The sequence below is a fragment of the Streptomyces sp. NPDC001843 genome (assembly GCF_042891955.1).
In the GTDB taxonomy this organism is placed as follows: Bacteria; Actinomycetota; Actinomycetes; order Streptomycetales; family Streptomycetaceae; genus Streptomyces.
On sequence record NZ_JBIATQ010000005.1, the window covers coordinates 320,325 to 338,067 of the forward strand.

12 protein-coding genes are annotated in these 17,743 nt (G+C 72.5%); 11 read left to right on the forward strand and 1 reads right to left on the reverse strand.

Features of this window, described 5'->3' with window-relative positions; translation table 11 throughout:
• Positions 1-78: 78 nt before the first annotated feature.
• The 4 genes from ACFYZQ_RS15665 (at position 79) to ACFYZQ_RS15680 (ending at position 5,047) form a co-directional block, all read left to right on the forward strand.
• Positions 79-894: an AIM24 family protein gene (locus ACFYZQ_RS15665; protein WP_389147005.1), complete on the forward strand. Its 816-nt coding sequence runs from the start codon at positions 79-81 to the stop codon at positions 892-894.
• An 88-nt stretch (positions 895-982) separates the two neighbouring features.
• Complete coding sequence (locus ACFYZQ_RS15670; RefSeq protein ID WP_389147008.1) at positions 983-1,603, forward strand: dihydrofolate reductase family protein; 621 nt, start codon at positions 983-985, stop codon at positions 1,601-1,603.
• Between the two features lie 63 nt (positions 1,604-1,666).
• Positions 1,667-3,766 (forward strand): alpha-galactosidase, encoded by a 2,100-nt coding sequence (locus ACFYZQ_RS15675; protein WP_389147010.1) that lies wholly within the window; start codon positions 1,667-1,669, stop codon positions 3,764-3,766.
• A gap of 96 nt (positions 3,767-3,862) precedes the next feature.
• On the forward strand, positions 3,863-5,047 hold the full coding sequence (locus ACFYZQ_RS15680; RefSeq protein ID WP_389147013.1) for a cytochrome P450: 1,185 nt from the start codon (positions 3,863-3,865) through the stop codon (positions 5,045-5,047).
• Between the two features lie 18 nt (positions 5,048-5,065).
• Here the strand turns inward: ACFYZQ_RS15680 and ACFYZQ_RS15685 are convergent, their stop codons facing one another.
• Positions 5,066-6,088 carry a Gfo/Idh/MocA family oxidoreductase gene (locus ACFYZQ_RS15685; RefSeq protein WP_389147016.1) on the reverse strand — a complete coding sequence of 341 codons (1,023 nt, stop codon included), beginning with the start codon at positions 6,086-6,088 and terminating at the stop codon, positions 5,066-5,068.
• A 129-nt stretch (positions 6,089-6,217) separates the two neighbouring features.
• On the opposite strand from ACFYZQ_RS15685, the gene ACFYZQ_RS15690 reads away from it, so the two are divergent.
• From ACFYZQ_RS15690 to ACFYZQ_RS15720, 7 genes are all read left to right on the forward strand, one after another.
• Complete coding sequence (locus ACFYZQ_RS15690; RefSeq protein ID WP_389147399.1) at positions 6,218-6,955, forward strand: GntR family transcriptional regulator; 738 nt, start codon at positions 6,218-6,220, stop codon at positions 6,953-6,955.
• Positions 6,956-7,173: 218 nt separating this feature from the next.
• A complete protein-coding gene (locus tag ACFYZQ_RS15695; protein WP_389147019.1) occupies positions 7,174-8,319 on the forward strand; it encodes an ROK family glucokinase in 1,146 nt (381 codons plus the stop codon).
• A complete protein-coding gene (locus tag ACFYZQ_RS15700; RefSeq protein ID WP_389147022.1) occupies positions 8,316-8,897 on the forward strand; it encodes a sugar kinase in 582 nt (193 codons plus the stop codon). The genes ACFYZQ_RS15695 and ACFYZQ_RS15700 overlap by 4 nt, the downstream gene beginning before the upstream one ends.
• A gap of 97 nt (positions 8,898-8,994) precedes the next feature.
• A complete protein-coding gene (locus tag ACFYZQ_RS15705) occupies positions 8,995-11,877 on the forward strand; it encodes an SNF2-related protein (RefSeq protein WP_389147025.1) in 2,883 nt (960 codons plus the stop codon).
• Positions 11,874-14,132 (forward strand): SWIM zinc finger family protein, encoded by a 2,259-nt coding sequence (locus ACFYZQ_RS15710; RefSeq protein WP_389147028.1) that lies wholly within the window; start codon positions 11,874-11,876, stop codon positions 14,130-14,132. The genes ACFYZQ_RS15705 and ACFYZQ_RS15710 overlap by 4 nt, the downstream gene beginning before the upstream one ends.
• 371 nt (positions 14,133-14,503) lie before the next feature.
• Positions 14,504-16,147 (forward strand): glycoside hydrolase 43 family protein, encoded by a 1,644-nt coding sequence (locus ACFYZQ_RS15715; RefSeq protein WP_389147031.1) that lies wholly within the window; start codon positions 14,504-14,506, stop codon positions 16,145-16,147.
• Positions 16,148-16,169: 22 nt separating this feature from the next.
• A complete protein-coding gene (locus ACFYZQ_RS15720) occupies positions 16,170-17,594 on the forward strand; it encodes a non-reducing end alpha-L-arabinofuranosidase family hydrolase (protein WP_389147034.1) in 1,425 nt (474 codons plus the stop codon).
• Positions 17,595-17,743 lie beyond the last annotated feature (149 nt).

Below are 17,743 nucleotides of genomic sequence, written 5' to 3' on the forward strand. Positions count from 1 at the left end.
CGGGAAACCGCTGGCGGTGATCGGACACCGATCTCGCGTGGCCGGAACTCTTCCCTCCACCTCTCGCGTTCTCCCGTCGTGACCCTTCAGCAAGAAATCGTCGGCAACGCCATGCAGATGGCGGTCGTCAATCTCAGCCCCGGCCAGACCGTGTACTGCGAGGCCGGGAAGTTCCTGTTCAAGACGGCCAACGTGACCATGGAGACCCGCCTGAGCGGACCGTCGGACAACGGCGGCCGGTCCCAGGGCGGCGGGAGCGGCGGGATGGGCGGCATGCTGCGCCAGGCCATGGGCACCGCGATGCAGGTCGGCCAGCGCATGCTGGCCGGCGAGTCGCTGGCGTTCCAGTACTTCACCGCCCAGGGGGGAGAGGGCACCGTCGGCTTCGCGGGCGTGCTGCCCGGCGAGATGCGTGCCCTGGAACTCGACGGGACGCGCGCGTGGTTCGCGGAGAAGGACGCCTTCGTCGCCGCCGAGTCCACCGTCGACTTCGGCATCGCCTTCCAGGGCGGACGGACCGGGATGAGCGGCGGCGAGGGCTTCGTCCTGGAGAAGTTCACCGGGTACGGAACGGTGATCATCGCCGGCGCGGGCAACTTCATCGACCTCGACCCGGCCGACTTCGGCGGCCGCATCGAGGTCGACACCGGCTGTGTCGTCGCCTTCGAGGAGGGCATCCGGTACGGCGTCCAGCGGGTAGGCGGCCTGAACCGCCAGGGGATCATGAACGCCGTCTTCGGCGGCGAGGGCCTGTCCCTGGCCACCCTGGAGGGCAGCGGCCGGGTCATCCTGCAGTCCCTGACCATCGAGGGCCTCGCCAACGCCCTGAAGAAGGCGCAGGGCGGCGACAAGCAGGGGCCGACCGGAGGACTGTTCTCGACGAACGCGGGGTGAGACCCGGACAGCGCAGTGATGAGTTGCGGGCCCCGGTGCGGTCTGAAGTGATGACAGCTGACCCGACCCCAGGAAGAAGGCACCCGACATGGGCAAGCTCGTCGTCACCACGTTCGTCACCCTCGACGGCGTCTACCAGGCGCCCGGCGGCCCCCAGGAGGATCCCAGCGGCGGCTTCGAGCAGGGCGGCTGGAGCGTTCCGTACGGGGACGAGGACTTCGGCCGGTTCATGACCGAGGTCTTCGACCGGGCGGGCGCGTTCCTCCTCGGCCGCCGCACCTACGACATCTTCGCCTCCTACTGGCCGAAGGTGACCGACCCGCACGACCCGATCGCGGGCCGGCTGAACGGCCTGCCGAAGTACGTCGTCTCCGCCACGGACCTCGACACCTCCGGCTGGTCCCGGACCACCACGCTCACCGGTGACCTCGCCGAGGAGGTCACCGACCTCAAGCAGAGCACCGAGGGCCAGCTGCAGGTCCACGGCAGCGGCGCCCTCGTCCAGTCCCTGCTCGGCCTCGACCTGGTCGACACGATCCATCTGCTCACCTTCCCCGTCGTCCTGGGCGCCGGCCGCCGCCTCTTCCCGGAGGGCGCCGTGCCCACCGCCTTCCGGCACACCGGTGGGCGCGTGACGGCAGCGGGCGTCTCCGTCCAGTCGTACGACTTCGCCGGGCGTCCCGAGTACGGCTCCTACGAACTCCCCTAGAGCCCCGGCGGCGCACTGGTGGCACCGCCACGGAACCGAACCATCCCAGAAGGGGCGAAAGCCTTGACCGCTGCCGTCGGAACAGTCGAGAGATCCCACGTCTGGTCGCATCCGGAGCTCGAGCTGCACGCCGTCGTGGACGGGACCGGCTCGGTCAGGCTGGGCAGGCCCGAGCAGGACTGGGCCGGGCTGGTCCCGCTCGTCGAAGCGACCGCCACCGGCCACGGCCGCCTGTGGTCGGGCGAGCGCTTCATCGAGACCGCGATCGGCGACCGCCTCACCTACCGGGACCATACGACCGTCCAGGACGGGGGCATGGAACGGACGACGATCCGGCTGGCGGACGCCCTGACCGGTCTGGTCGCCGATGTCGTCCTCGAGGTCCGCCCCGGGACCGGCTTCCTGCGCTCACGGGTGCGCCTGGCCAACGAGGGCGGCGTACCGCTGCGGCTGGAGAGCGTGACCACCCTGACCCTCGGCGGCATCTCCGACGAGGACGGCGGCCTCGACGGCCTGACACTCCACTGGGCGGACAACGAGTGGCTCGCCGAATGCCGCTGGCGCCGGGCCGCCTTCCGCGACCAGGTCGTCCCGCTGAACAGGTCCGCCCACGGGCACGAGGGGCGCGGCTGTTTCGAGCGCTCCTCGCAGGGCAGCTGGTCGACCGGCCGCCACCTGCCCGTCGGCGCGCTGACCGATCGGGACGGCGGCGCCTGGCTCTGGCAGATCGAGTCCAGCGCGGGGTGGCGGTTCGAGACCGGCGAACGTGAAGGCGCGGCCTACCTCGCCCTGTTCGGTCCCGACGACGCCCATCACCAGTGGCACCACACCCTCGCACCCGGCGAGGAGTTCCACACGGTCCCCGCGGTCCTCGTCCGGACCGAGGAGGGCGGCCTCGACGCCGCCTTCGGTGAACTCACCGGCTACCGCAGGCGGATCCGCCGCGAGCACCCCGACCAGCGGACGCTCCCGGTGATCTACAACGACTACATGAACACCCTCATGGGTGACCCGACCACCGAGAAGCTGATGCCGCTCATCGAGGCGGCGGCAGCCGCCGGCGCCGAGGTCTTCGTCGTCGACGCGGGCTGGTACGACGACGACGCCCAGGGCTGGTGGGACGCCGTGGGCGCCTGGGAGCCCGCCCCGGGCCGTTTCCCCGGCGGCATCCAGGAGGTCCTGGACGCCATCGGGCGACACGGCATGACCCCCGGACTGTGGCTCGAGCCCGAAGTCGTCGGCGTCCGCAGTCCGCTGGCGCGCACCCTGCCGTCCGAGGCGTTCTTCCGGCGCGGCGGCATCCGCGTCACCGAACACGGCCGGCACCACCTGGACCTGCGCCACCCCGCGGCACGCGCCCACCTCGACGCGGTCGTCGACCGGCTGGTGGGCGAATGGGGCGTCGGCTACCTCAAACTCGACTACAACATCAACATCGGCCCTGGTACGGAGAGCGGTCTCGAAAGCCCCGGCGCCGGACTGCTCGGACACCACCGTGCCCACCTCGACTGGATGTCCGCCCTACTGGACCGGCACCCCGGCCTGGTCCTGGAGAACTGCGGTTCCGGCGGGCTGCGCATGGACTACGCGCAACTGGCCGTGGCCCAGCTCCAGTCCACCAGCGACCAGCAGGACCCCCTGCGCTACCCGCCCATCGCCGCCGCGGCCGCCACCGCCGTGACGCCCGAGCAGGCGGCCGTGTGGGCATACCCCCAGCCCGACGACACCCCCGACCGGATCGCCTTCACCCTCACCGGGGCCCTGCTGGGCCGGATCCATCTCTCCGGCTTCCTCGACCGCATGAACGACGACCAGCTGGACCTCGTACGCGCGGCGATCCGCGTGTACAAGGAGATCCGGCCGGACATCCCGGGCGCCCGCCCCTTCTGGCCGCTCGGCCTGCCGGCCTGGGAGGACGCCTGGATCGCGCACGGACTGCGGGGGAGTGAGTCCACCCTCCTCACGGTGTGGCGAAGGGGGCCCGGCGCCGGACACCGCACGCTCACCATCCCCCACCTGCGCGGCGTTCCCCTGCGCCCGGCCGTGCTCCACCCGGGGACAGCCGACGCGGAAACGGAGTGGAACGCGGCCGAGGGAGAACTCGCCGTCAGCCTCCCGCGCCCCGACACGGCCGTGCTCCTCCGGCTGGCCCCGCACATGTGACCGCCACCCCGCCCCGGCACTCAGGCACCAATCGCGCCCGCCGGGCGTTATCCGGGTACCGGGAGGTCTCGAGGGAGCAGTCCGGAAGGGGAGGCCATGACCACGGTGATCGAACTGGCGGAGTTCGGGGACGGGTTCCGCGACGACCCGCATCCGGTGTACGCGCGGCTGCGGGAGCTGGGCCCGGTGCACCGCGTGCGGTTACCGCCGCCCGACGAGGACTACGAGACCTGGCTCGTCGTGGGGCACGAGGAGGCACGTTCGGCGCTGGCCGACCCGCGGCTGTCCAAGGACGGCAGCAGGATCGGGATGACGTTCCTCGACGAGGAACTCGTCGGCAAGTACCTGCTGGCCACCGACCCGCCGCAGCACACGCGCCTGCGCGCGCTCGTCACCCGCGCGTTCACCGCACGCCGGGTGGCGGAACTGCGGGCGAGAATCGCGGAGATCACGGGCGAACTGCTCGACGCGATGCTGCCGCGCGGCCGGGCCGACCTCGTGGACTGCCTCGCCTACCCGCTGCCGATCACCGTGATCTGCGAACTGCTCGGCGTCCCCCATATGGACCGCGCGGAGTTCCGGAAGCTGTCGACCGAAGCCGTCGCCCCCACCAGCGCGGAGAGCGAGCGCGACGCCTTCGCCCGGCTCGCCGAGTACCTCACCGAACTGATCGAGGACAAGCGGTGCACCGGACCGGACGGCGACCTGCTGAGCGAGCTGATCCGTACGACGGCGGAGGACGGCGACCGGCTGTCCCCGCAGGAACTGCGCGGCATGGCCTTCGTCCTGCTGATCGCCGGCCACGAGACCACCGTCAACCTCATCACCAACGGCGTTCTGGCCCTGCTCACCCACCCCGGCCAGCTCGCCGCGCTGCGCGCCGACATGACCCTCCTCGACGGTGCCGTCGAGGAGATCCTGCGCTACGAGGGGCCGGTGGAGAACGCGACCTTCAGGTACGCCGCCGAACCCCTGGAGATCGGCGGCACCCGCGTCGGGCAGGGGGAGCCGGTGATGATCTGCCTCACCGCGGCCGACCGGGACGCGGCCCGCTTCCCCGACCCGGACCGCTTCGACATCCGCCGCAACGCCCGCGGCCACCTCGCCTTCGGGCACGGCATCCACTACTGCCTGGGCGCGCCCCTGGCCCGCCTGGAGGCCCGCACGGCGATCGGTGCCCTGCTGGAGCGCGCCCCCGGCCTGGCGCTGGACGGCTCACCCGGCCACTGGCTGCCGGGCCCCCTGATGCGCGGGGTCCGGAGTCTGCCGGTGCGCTGGTAGCGGAGCCGCACCGGCGTGTCACCACGTCACCGGCTCCCGCACGCCCGGTATCTCCGCCAGCCGCACCGGCCGGTGCTCCCGGCGGGACAGTTCGCACGCCTCGGCCACCCGCAGCGCCTGCAGGGCCTCGCGGCCGTCGCAGGGGTTGGCGCGCTCGCCGCGGACGACGTCGACGAAGGCGCACAGCTCGGCCTCGTACGCGGGGCCGAAACGCTCCAGGAAGCCGGTCCACGGCTTGTCCGCGGCCGGCGGCCCGGTCGGCTCGGTGGAGGCGATCGGCGTACGGTCGTCCAGGCCGACGACGATCTGGTCGAGTTCCCCGGCCAGCTCCATGCGGACGTCGTAGCCGGCGCCGTTCAGCCGCGTCGCCGTCACCGTGGCGAGTACGCCGTCGTCGAGCGTGAGCAGGGCGGCACCCGTGTCGACGTCCCCGGCCTCCCGGAACATCGCGGGACCCCGGTCGGACCCGGTCGCGTACACGTCGACGACCTCCCGCCCGGTCACCCAGCGCAGCGCGTCGAAGTCGTGGATCAGCGTGTCCCTGTACAGCCCGCCGGACAGCGGCAGCCAGTCGGCGGGGGGCGGGGACTGGTCGGAGGTCAGTGCCCGTACGGTGTGCAGCCGCCCGAGCCGCCCCGAGCGGACCGCCTCGCGGGCGCCGGCGTAGCCCGTGTCGAACCGCCGCTGGAAACCCATCTGCAGGACCGTGCCGGCCGCCTCGACCTCGGCCAGCGCCTGCAGAGTGCCCGGCAGGTCGAGCGCGATCGGCTTCTCGCAGAAGACCGGCAGCCCCGACCGCGCTGCCCGACCGATCAGTTCGGCGTGTGCCGAGGTCGCCGTCGTGATCACCACGGCGTCCACGCCCCACCTGAAGATCTCGTCCATCCCGGGCGCGGCCGTCTCGCCGAGGCGGTGCGCGAGCTCCTGGGCCCGTGCCGGCTCAGCGTCCGTGAGGATCAGGGAGCCGACCTCGCGATGGCGGCTGAGCGTCTTCGCGTGGATGGTGCCTATGCGGCCCGTACCGATGACCCCGATGCGCATGAAAACAAAGTGAGGGGCGACACCGTACGCTGTCAATGCGCATGTCCGGACAACCGGACTACACGACTTCCCGTCAACCATCCACGGGGCTACGCTCTGCCCGTGCCGAAACCAGATGTGGACCCCACCGTGTCGCTCGACCTCAGTGTGGACCGGAGTTCGCCGGTGCCCTTGTACTTCCAGCTGTCCCAGCAGCTGGAGGCCGCGATCGAGCACGGAGCACTCACCCCGGGCAGCCTGCTCGGCAACGAGATCGAGCTCGCCGCACGGCTCGGCCTGTCCCGGCCCACCGTCCGCCAGGCCATCCAGTCCCTCGTCGACAAGGGGCTCCTCGTCCGCCGCCGCGGTGTCGGCACACAGGTCGTGCACAGCCAGGTCAAGCGCCCGCTCGAGCTCAGCAGCCTCTACGACGACCTGGAGGCGGCCGGGCAGCGCCCCGCGACCAAGGTGCTGGTCAACACCGTCGTCCCGGCGTCCGCCGAGGTCGCGGCGGCGCTCGGGGTCGTCGAGGGCAGCGATGTGCACCGCGTCGAGCGGCTGCGCCTGGCGCACGGGGAGCCCATGGCGTACCTGGTCAACCACCTGCCGCCCGGCCTGCTCGACCTGGACACCGCGCAGCTGGAGGCGACCGGCCTGTACCGTCTGATGCGGTCCGCCGGGATCACCCTGCACAGCGCTCGGCAGTCCATCGGCGCCCGGGGTGCCACGGCCGAGGAGGCCGAGCGGCTGGCCGAGACGGAGGGCGCCCCGCTGCTCACGATGCGGCGCACCACCTTCGACGACACCGGCCGCGCGGTCGAGTTCGGCGACCACACCTACCGTCCCACGCGCTACTCCTTCGAGTTCCAGCTGCTCGTGCGACCTTGACGTCCCGGCGGCCGGACCGGTCCCGATGTCCGGACAATGTGACCACGCGGCCCCCGGGGTCCGTGGCGCTCACGGCCCGGACGGCCGCACTCGGGGCGGGCGCCGCTCCTGCTGCCGGGCGCGCCCGGCCGCAGGCACCCGTGCGCCGGAAACGGCCGGGCCGCCCCACCGCTCCCCAGTACGGCACGGCACGCGCGCGTGAGGCAGAATCGGCGGCGATGAGCACCTACCGCGACCTCACCGCCCCCATCGGCTCCCGCCGAGCCACCGTCCTGCGCACGGCCGGTACGCGGGAACGCCGGTCCCTCCTGACCGCGCCCCGAGTGCCCACGGTCGGCATCGACATCGGTGGCACCAAGGTCATGGCGGGCGTCGTGGACGCCGACGGCAACATCCTGGAGAAGGTCCGCACGGAGACCCCGGACAAGTCCAAGAGCCCGAAGGTCGTCGAGGACACCATCGCCGAACTGGTCCTGGACCTGTCCGACCGGCACGACGTGCACGCGGTCGGCATCGGCGCCGCCGGCTGGGTCGACGCCGACCGCAACCGCGTCCTGTTCGCCCCCCACCTGTCGTGGCGCAACGAGCCCCTCCGCGACCGCCTGTCGGGACGGCTCTCGGTGCCGGTCCTCGTGGACAACGACGCCAACACCGCCGCCTGGGCCGAGTGGCGCTTCGGCGCCGGCCGCGGCGAGGACCACCTGGTCATGATCACGCTGGGCACCGGCATCGGCGGCGCGATCCTGGAGGACGGTCAGGTCAAGCGCGGCAAGTACGGCGTCGCCGGTGAGTTCGGTCACATGCAGGTCGTACCCTCCGGCCACCGCTGCCCGTGCGGCAACCGCGGCTGCTGGGAGCAGTACAGCTCCGGCAACGCGCTGGTCCGCGAGGCGCGCGAGCTGGCCGCCGCAGACTCCCCGGTGGCGTACGGGATCATCGAGCACGTCAAGGGGAACATCGGCGACATCACCGGCCCGATGATCACCGAGCTGGCCCGTGAGGGCGACGCGATGTGCATCGAGCTGCTGCAGGACATCGGACAGTGGCTCGGCGTGGGCATCGCCAACCTGGCCGCCGCCCTCGACCCGTCCTGCTTCGTGATCGGCGGCGGTGTCAGCGCCGCCGACGACCTGCTGATCGGCCCGGCCCGGGACGCCTTCAAGCGCCATCTCACCGGTCGCGGCTACCGGCCCGAGGCCCGCATCACCCGCGCCCAGCTCGGCCCGGAAGCCGGCATGGTGGGCGCCGCCGACCTGGCCCGCCTGGTCGCCCGGCGCTTCCGGCGCGCCAAGCGGCGCCGGGTGGAGCGGTACGAACGCTACGAGCGGTACGCCCAGGCCCGCGGCACCCGGGACACCGCATGACCGCGTCGCTGCCCCGCCAGGCCGCGCCCCCGGACGAGCCGCGCCGCCCGCCCGAGGACCCGCGCCACCGGGTCAGGCGCAGGGCACTCACCCTGCTGATCATCGTCCTGCTCATCGGCGTCCCGGCCGGTTACCTGGTGATCTCCGCCAACCAGAGCCGGGACAGCGGCAAGGACAAGGAGAAGAAGTACTCGGCGACCGGCCTCACCGCGGGCTGGCCGTCGAAGGTGCAGCGCCGCCTCTACCGGGTGCCCGTCCCGCACCCGGCCGACCGGATCGCCTACTACGAGACGAACAACTGGAAGACCAGCCGTCTCTACGTGCAGTTCCGCACCAACAGCGCCGGCCTGGACAGCTTCCTGGAGGGCATGCAGGTCAGCCGGGACGACCTGAAGAAGGGCGACGTCAGCATCGGCGCCCGCGACCGGAAGATCACCGGCTGGACCTTCACCGGCCCCGGCCCCTGGTGGGGCCTCACCCACAAGCAGAAGAACCCGGCACCCACCCAGGACGTGGTCGTGAACCTTTCCGATCCGAACCTGCCGATGGTGTACGTCGTCTCCCGCACCGTCCCCTGACGAGCGGCACCGACCCGCCGCCGGGGCCGGTTGTCAGACCCCGCCCGTACAGTCGAAGACGACGGATCCGACGCGGCGGCGAGAGGTGGCAGAACGTATGAGCGGCACGGTTGCGGTTGCCGGGCGCGCCGGGACCGGGGAGTGCGTCCCGCTGCGGCTCGCGGCCGTCTATCTGCCCGCGCCCCTCCCGCGCGAGGGCCGGATCGCCTTCTGGGACCCGGGCGACGACCATCCCCCGGCCACGGAGTCCTCGCAGCCCACGGAGTCCGGGGAGAGGGCGGATGTCCGACGCGACGAGCTGACGGTCGTACGACGGCACGGCTCGGCCGTGCGCCGCAGGCAGGTGCCCGCCCTGTCCCTGCCGCTCGACAAGGCTCTTCCGCTGCTGGTGCGGGCCCGCCACGACCCGGCCGCCCACCCGGCCACCGCCTGCTGGGGAGCCGCCGCCCTGCACGCCCTGGGGCTGGCCGCCCGCGGCCGTCTGCTGCCCGGGCTGACCCCCGCCGGGCACGACGCCTGGCGCGCCGGCCCCCTGGAACCCGGCGACATCGCCCACCTGCGCACCGTGGCCGCCGCCCTGCCCGCCGAGGGCCACGCCGTGCCACTGCCCGGTCCGGGCCCGCTGCGGCTGCCCGAGCCGGAGGCGCTGATGCGCTCCTTCCTGGACGCGGTCGCGGACACCCTGCCCCGCACCCCGGCCGCGCCCCACACCTCCGGCAGACCCTTCGCCGCCCGCGAACCCCAGTCGCTGCCCGACGCCCACGACTGGGCCGCCGAGGTCGCCGCCGGCATGGACGCGGGCGTGCGGATCTCACTGCGTCTGGACCTGTCGGCGTACGACCTCTTCGACGGCGACGCCGACGACACGGGTGCGCGAGGCGCGGGCGCGGCGATCGTCCAGGTGCACAGCCTCGCCGACCCCACGCTGGTGGCCGACGCGACGGCCCTGTGGGCGGGGGAGGCCGACAGCGCGTTCGGGCCACGCGCGCGCGTGGACGCGGCTCTCGCGGTCCGCCGCGCCGCCCGGGTCTGGCCGCCGCTGGACCGGCTCGCCGAGCGGGAGGTGCCCGACGTGCTCGCCCTGTCCGAGGACGAGCTCGGCGAACTGCTCGGCGTGGCGGCGACCAGGCTCGCCGCGGCCGGGGTCGCCGTGCACTGGCCCAGGGACCTCGCGCAGGACCTGAGCGCCGCCGCCGTGGTCCGTCCGGCGCCGGGCTCGGCGACCGACGGAACCGGGTTCTTCGAGAGCGAGGAACTGCTGCAGTTCCGCTGGCAGCTGGCGCTGGGCGGCGACCCGCTGACCGAGGGCGAGATGGACGCACTGGCGGAGGCACACCGCCCGGTCGTCCGGCTGCGCGACCGCTGGGTGCTCGTCGACCCCGCCCTGGTCCGCCGCGCCCGCAAGCGTGAACTGGGCCTGCTCGACCCGGTGGACGCCCTGTCCGTGGCGCTCACCGGCAGCGCCGAGGTCGACGGCGAGACCGTCCAGGCCGTGCCCGTCGGCGCGCTCGCCGCCCTGCGCGACCGCCTCACGGCCGGGATCCGGCCCGCCGCGCCGCCCGCGGGCCTCGACGCCACGCTCCGCGACTACCAGCTCCGCGGCCTCGCCTGGCTCGAGCTGATGACCTCCCTAGGGCTCGGCGGCTGCCTCGCCGACGACATGGGCCTGGGCAAGACCATCACGGTGATCGCCCTCCACCTGAAACGGGCCCGCACCGAACCCACCCTCGTGATCTGCCCCGCCTCCCTGCTGGGCAACTGGCAGCGCGAGATCGCCCGGTTCGCGCCCGGCGTCCCCGTCCGCCGCTTCCACGGCCCGGACCGCACCCTGGACGGCCTCGACGCACTCGACGGGGGGTTCGTCCTCACCACGTACGGCACCATGCGCTCCACGGCACCGAGCCTGGCCGAACAGACGTGGGGCATGGTCGTCGCGGACGAGGCCCAGCACGTCAAGAACCCGTACTCGGCGACCGCCAAGGCGCTGCGCACCATCCCGTCTCCCGCGCGCGTGGCACTGACCGGCACCCCGGTGGAGAACAACCTCTCCGAACTCTGGGCCCTGCTCGACTGGACCACCCCCGGCCTCCTCGGCCCCCTCAAGGCCTTCCGGGCCCGGCACGCACGCGCGGTGGAGAACGGCGAGGACGAGGAGGCCGTCGCCCGTCTCGCCCGGCTCGTCCGCCCCTTCCTGCTGCGCCGCAAGAAGTCCGACCCGGGGATCGTCCCGGAGCTGCCGCCCAAGACGGAGACCGACCACCCGGTCCCGCTCACCCGCGAACAGGCCGCGCTGTACGAGGCGGTGGTGCGGGAGTCCATGCTGGCCATCGAGACCGCGGGCGGGATCGCGCGCCGGGGCCTGGTGCTGAAACTGCTGGGCGCCCTGAAGCAGATCTGCGACCACCCCGCGCTCTACCTGAAGGAGGAGGCACACCCCGAGGGGCTGTCCAGGCGTTCCGGCAAACTGGCACTGCTGGACGAACTGCTGGACACCCTGCTCGCCGAGGACGGCTCGGCGCTGGTCTTCACGCAGTACGTGGGCATGGCCCGCCTGATCACCGCCCACCTCGCCGCCCGCGCGATCCCGGTCGACCTCCTGCACGGCGGCACACCGGTCCCCGAGCGGGAACGCATGGTGGACCGCTTCCAGAGCGGTGAGACGCCGATCCTCGTCCTCTCCCTCAAGGCCGCGGGGACCGGCCTGAACCTCACCCGCGCGGGCCACGTCATCCACTTCGACCGCTGGTGGAACCCGGCCGTCGAGGAGCAGGCCACCGACCGCGCCTACCGCATCGGCCAGACCCAGCCCGTCCAGGTCCACCGCCTGGTCACCGAGGGCACGGTCGAGGACCGCGTCGCCGAGATGCTCCAGGCCAAGCGGGCCCTCGCCGACGCGATCCTGGGCTCCGGGGAGGCGGCCCTGACCGAACTGACCGACCGTGAACTGTCCGACCTGGTGTCCCTGAGGAGGCCGTCATGACGGGCGGGACGGTCCGCCCGGCCGACGCCGCACGCCGGGCCCTGCGGGAGGCACGTGAGCGGCGCGGCGGAGCCGCGCCCGGCGAATGTGCCCCCACCGCACAGCCGGAGACACCCGACAGCCCGCCCGGGGCCCCGGCGGCACCCGAGGCGCCCGGGGGCGCGGTCCGGCCGGAGGCGGGGGTCCGGTCGGAAGCCGAGCGGTCCCAGCGCGAGGTCCGGGTGGAGCCGTCGGCTCCTGGGGATGCCTGCCGGGTGGCGGGACAGGTACCCGAGGTCACGGTCCCGGAAGGCTCGCAGGCGCCCGAGGGCGCGATCCGCTCTGGGGAAACCGCGGACGAGCGGCTGACGCCGAGGCCCTCAGACGCCGCACGGGCGGCGCTGCGCTCCGCCGTCGCCGCCCGGCGTGGCGCGGAACTGGAGGGCGCCGGATCGACGCCGCGCGGGGACTTCCCCGGCCCGCCGGAGGACGCGGTGCCGGAGACCGGCGAGCGCACTGCCCCTCTCACCGCTCCGGGCGGACGCGGTGCGGCGGGACAGGGCGGACGCCCCGGGGACGTCGCCCGGGACGCCTTGCGAGCCGCTCGCCGGGCCGCGCGGGAGTCCGCGGCGGACACCGGGACACCCGAGGCGGACTCTTCGTCCCCGCGGCGCTCGCCCCGAGCGGCCGCGGCCCCGGCCCGCCGGCCCGCGCTCTCGCCCGCCGAGCGGAGCGAGAGGGCCCGTGACATGCGGGAGTTCCTCGCGACCGCCTTCCGGATGCCGACGATGTCGGACGAGCCGGACGGACCCGGTGAGACGGCCGACACCGGCGACCCGGCGGCCGGAACGGCCGCGCCCGCCCCACCGGCCGGCCTGCCGGACCGCGCACCGACCCCGGACACCCCGGCGCACTCGGACACCCCCACGCCCCAGGGCGGCACGCCCCAGCGCCCACCTGCCCCCACCCCGCCGGAGTCTCCCGCGCCGCCCCCGCCGCCCGTCCCCCACACCATGGCCACCCCGCACCGCGACCACGACCTGCGCCGGACCTTCCCCGCCTTCCCGCCCCGCTCGCCGCAGGACGGCCGGTTCGCCGAGACCTGGTGGGGCAACGCGTGGGCCGACGCGTTGGAAGAGGGCGCGCTCGACATCAAGCGGCTGGCGCGGGGACGCGGTTACGCCGAGCAGGGGCACGTGGACGCGATCACCGTGACGCCGGGCCTCGTCCTGGCGTACGTACGCGGCAGCCGCCCGCGGCCCTACCGCGTGCAGGTCCGGCTGCGCACGCTGGAGGAGGCCGACTGGGAGCGGTTCCTGGACGCGGCCGCCGACCGTCCGGGCCACATCGCCGCCCTGCTCGACAAGGAGCTGCCGCACTCCCTCGCCGACTGCGGTGTCCCCCTGCTGCCCGGCCCCGGCGACCTGGCCCCCTATTGCAGCTGCCCCGACTCCGGCCACCCCTGCAAGCACGCGGCGGCGCTGTGCTACCAGACGGCCCGGCTGCTCGACGCCGACCCCTTCGTGCTGCTCCTGCTGCGCGGCCGGGGCGAACGCGACCTGCTCGACGCGCTGTCCCGCCGCAGCGCCACCCGAGCGGCCCGCGCCGCCCGGGAACGGCAGCCGGAGTCCCTCCCGGGCGTCCGCGCCACCGAGGTCCTCACGCCACGCGAACTCCCCCCGCTGCCCCCGCCGTTGCCCGTGCCGCCGCATCCGCAGCAGCCCCCGGTGTATCCGGCGGCGCCGGGCGGCCCCGACCCGTTCGCGCTGGACCAGCTGGCGACCGACGCCGCCGCCCGCGCCCACGCCCTGCTGACCACCGGCCGTGACCCGGTCGGTGAACTGACCCTCTGGCAGGACGCGGTGCGCCAGGCGGCCGCCCGCCCAGGCTCCGGGCTGACCGCCGCCACCCGCACGCTGTACTCCGCACTGGCCGCCGCCACCGGCCGCACCCCGGCCGACCTGGCACGCGCGGTCGCCGCCTGGCGGCAGGGCGGGCTGGACGGACTCACCGTCCTCGAGGAGCCCTGGGACCCGCCGGCGGGCCGCTTCGACCGGGCCCGCCCGCTCCTGCTCGCCGCCGACCTCCCGGCCTTCCGCCCCTGGCGCAACCACCTCACCCATCCGCGGGGAGACGTCCAACTCCGTTTCGGTCGGGACGGGTTGTGGTACGCGTACGAATCCGAACCGGGCCGGAACGACTGGTGGCCGCGCGGCACGCCCGATCTCGATCCGGTCGGCGCGTTGACCGGCCTCGGTGCGTCGCACGGCATGTGAGTCACGGACGGCCGCTGTCGCCGGAAACCCCACGAGACGATCACCTGTAGAGGGTTCGAAAGTTCGGACATCATTCGGAAAGTCGGGCTGGCAGGGATGGTAGAGCGACACCCGCCGATGTCAACACCATCCACGAAACCGGACCGACTTTCCGCACCAAAGTGCCGTCCAGATGGGCGAATGTTTCGACGTCGTTCGCGAATCATGCGAGAGGTATTGACGCGGTTCACTGGTTCCCTAATCATCCAGGTTGCTCGACACCTCGACTGTTGTTCGTAACTGCGAACAAGCCAGGCCGCTCCACTCGCACAGCAGGGCACCTCCGGATCACACCCACCGCAAAGGCCCGAGCCGCAAGGAGTACGCCGTACATGCATATGTCATGGCCTCATCACTATTTATCGCGTCGTCGCGCGCTGGCGGCTGCCACCGGCTTCGCCACCGGCGCGGTTCTCCCACTGGCGGGCGCCTTCCGCGCCGCAGCCGCTCCCGCCCCAGGGGCGGCGCCCGCCGCCGGGGAGTACACGAACCCGGTGATCTGGCAGGACTTCGCGGACATCGACGTCATCCGCGTCGGAGACACCTACTACGCCTCGGCTTCGACCATGCACTACTCGCCGGGCGCGCCCGTCCTGCGCTCGTACGACCTGGTGCACTGGGAGATCGCCGGCCACTCGGTGCCGGTCCTGGACTTCGGCGCCAAGTACGACCTGAACGGGGCCCGTGGCTATGTCAGAGGGATCTGGGCGTCATCGCTGGCCTATCGTCCGAGCAACAGGACGTTCTACTGGCTGGGCCAGATCGACTTCGCCCGGACGTACATCTACACGGCGACGGCCGTCGAGGGCCCGTGGAACCGGCTGACGACGATCAGTACGCCCTACTACGACGCGGGACTTCTGGTCGACAGCGACGACACCCTGTACGTGGCGTACGGCAACACCACGATCAGCGTGGCCCAGCTCTCCCCCGACGGCCGCACCCAGGTCCGCACGCAGCAGGTGTTCACGGCCCCGTCGAGCGTCGGCACCCTGGAAGGCTCCCGCTTCTACAAGATCAATGGGCAGTACTACATCTTCCTGACCCGCCCCGCGAACGGGCAGTACATCCTGAAATCCTCGGGCGGCCCCTTCGGTCCGTACACGATGCGGCAGGTGCTCCTCGACCTGCGCGGGCCGATCCCCGGCGGTGGCGTCCCGCACCAGGGCGGTCTGGTGCAGACGCAGAACGGCGCCTGGTACTACCTGGCATTCGTCGACGCCTACCCCGGCGGCCGGGTGCCCGCGCTGGCACCCGTCACCTGGACCCGGGACGGCTGGCCCGTCGTCCAGTCGGTGAACGGCGCATGGGGCACCTCCTATCCCAGTCCCGCCGTGCCGCCGCCGCCCCGCCAGGTCACCCCCATGACCGGTGTCGACACCTTCGACGGCACCTCCCTCAAGCCGAGGTGGGAGTGGAACCACAACCCGGACAACAGCAAGTGGTCGGTCGACAACGGTCTCACCCTGCGGACCGCGACGGTCACCGACGACCTGTACTGGGCCCGTAACACCCTCACGCACCGCATCCAGGGCCCCACCTCCACCGCCACGGTCCAGCTCGACCACTCCGCGATGCGTGACGGCGACCGGGCCGGACTCGCGCTGCTGCGTGACTCCTCGGCCTGGATCGGCCTCAAACGCGATGGCGGAGCAACGCGCGTCGTGATGGTCGGCGGGCTGGCCATGGACGGCAGCTGGAACACCACCGGCACCGGTCGGGAGCTCGCGGGCGCGGCAGTCCCGGGCAGCCGTATCTGGCTGCGCGCGAGCGCGGACATCCGTCCCGGCGCGGCACGCCCGGGGACCTTCTCCTACAGCACCGACGGCACCACCTTCACCCGCCTCGGACCCGACTTCTCCATGGGCAACGACTGGCGGTTCTTCATGGGCTACCGGTTCGCCCTCTTCAACCACGCCACCCAGGCGCTCGGTGGTTCGGTCCGCGTCACGCGGTTCGAACTCTCCACGCCCTGAACCCAAGGACTGCGAGGACCCCATGCGCAGACGAAGTCTCAGCCGCGGACATGTGCCCGCGGTGCTCGCCACCGCGGTTGCGGCCCTGGTCGTGCTGGCGGCGACGCTCGTCGCCAACCCGGCTCAGGCGGCCACCAACGGCGCTTTGCGCGGCGTCGGTTCCGGCCGGTGTCTCGACGTGCCGAACGCCGATCAGACCGACGGCACGTACCTGCAGATCCGGGACTGCTCGGGCGGGACCAACCAGCAGTGGACGCTGACGGACAGCAACCAGCTGACCGTGTACGGCAACAAGTGCCTGGATGTCCCCGGCCACGCCACCGCTGCGGGTACCCGGGTGCAGATCTGGACCTGTAGCGGCGGTGCGAACCAGCAGTGGCGGGTGAACTCCGACGGCACGATCGTCGGAGTGGAGTCCGGGCTGTGCCTGGACGTCACGGGCGCCGGTACGGCCAACGGCACGGCGGTGCAGATCTGGACGTGCAACGGCGGCGGCAACCAGAAGTGGACCGGCCTGTCCGGGTCGACCCCGCCGGGGGGCGGCACGTGTTCCCTTCCGTCGACGTACCGGTGGACATCGACGGGTGCGTTGGCGCAGCCGAAGAACGGGTGGGTTTCGCTGAAGGACTTCACCAACGTGGTGTACAACGGCAAGCACCTGGTCTACGCGTCGAACGTGTCGGGATCCTCCTACGGCTCGATGAGTTTCAGCCCCTTCACGAACTGGTCGGACATGGCGTCGGCCGGTCAGACCGGGATGAGCCAGTCCGCCGTGGCGCCCACGCTCTTCTACTTCGCACCCAAGAACATCTGGGTGCTGGCCTACCAGTGGGGTGCGTGGCCCTTCATCTACCGCACGTCGAGCGACCCCACCAACCCCAACGGCTGGTCCGCGCCGCAGCCGCTGTTCACCGGCAGCATCCCCGGCGCCGCTCCGATCGACCAGACCCTGATCGCCGACGGCCAGAACATGTACCTGTTCTTCGCCGGTGACAACGGCAAGATCTACCGGGCGAGCATGCCGATCGGGAACTTCCCGGGCAACTTCGGCTCGTCGTACACGACGGTCATGAGCGACTCGGTGAAAAACCTGTTCGAGGCGCCGCAGGTCTACAAGGTCCAGGGCCAGAACCAGTACCTCATGATCGTCGAGGCTCGGGGTGCGAACGAGCAGCGCTACTTCCGCTCGTTCACGGCCTCCAGCCTGAGCGGTTCGTGGACCCCGCAGGCCGCCAGCGAGAGCAACCCCTTCGCGGGCAAGGCCAACAGCGGTGCCAACTGGACCAACGACATCAGCCACGGTGACCTGGTCCGAAACAACCCCGACCAGACCATGACCATCGACCCCTGCAACCTGCAGTTCCTCTACCAGGGGAAGTCCCCCTCCGCGAACGGCCCCTACGACCAACTGCCGTGGCGGCCGGGCCTCCTCACCCTGCAGCGCTGACCCGCCCCGCTGATCGATACTCACCGCCTCGAGGACCCCAGCCGCGCACCGGCTGGGGTTCTCCTCTTGCAGTCTTCTGTGGGTGTCCAGGCCAGCCCGAGATGAGCGCGTAATGCCGGGTCAGGAGGTGCTGGTCTGGGGGAGTCGAT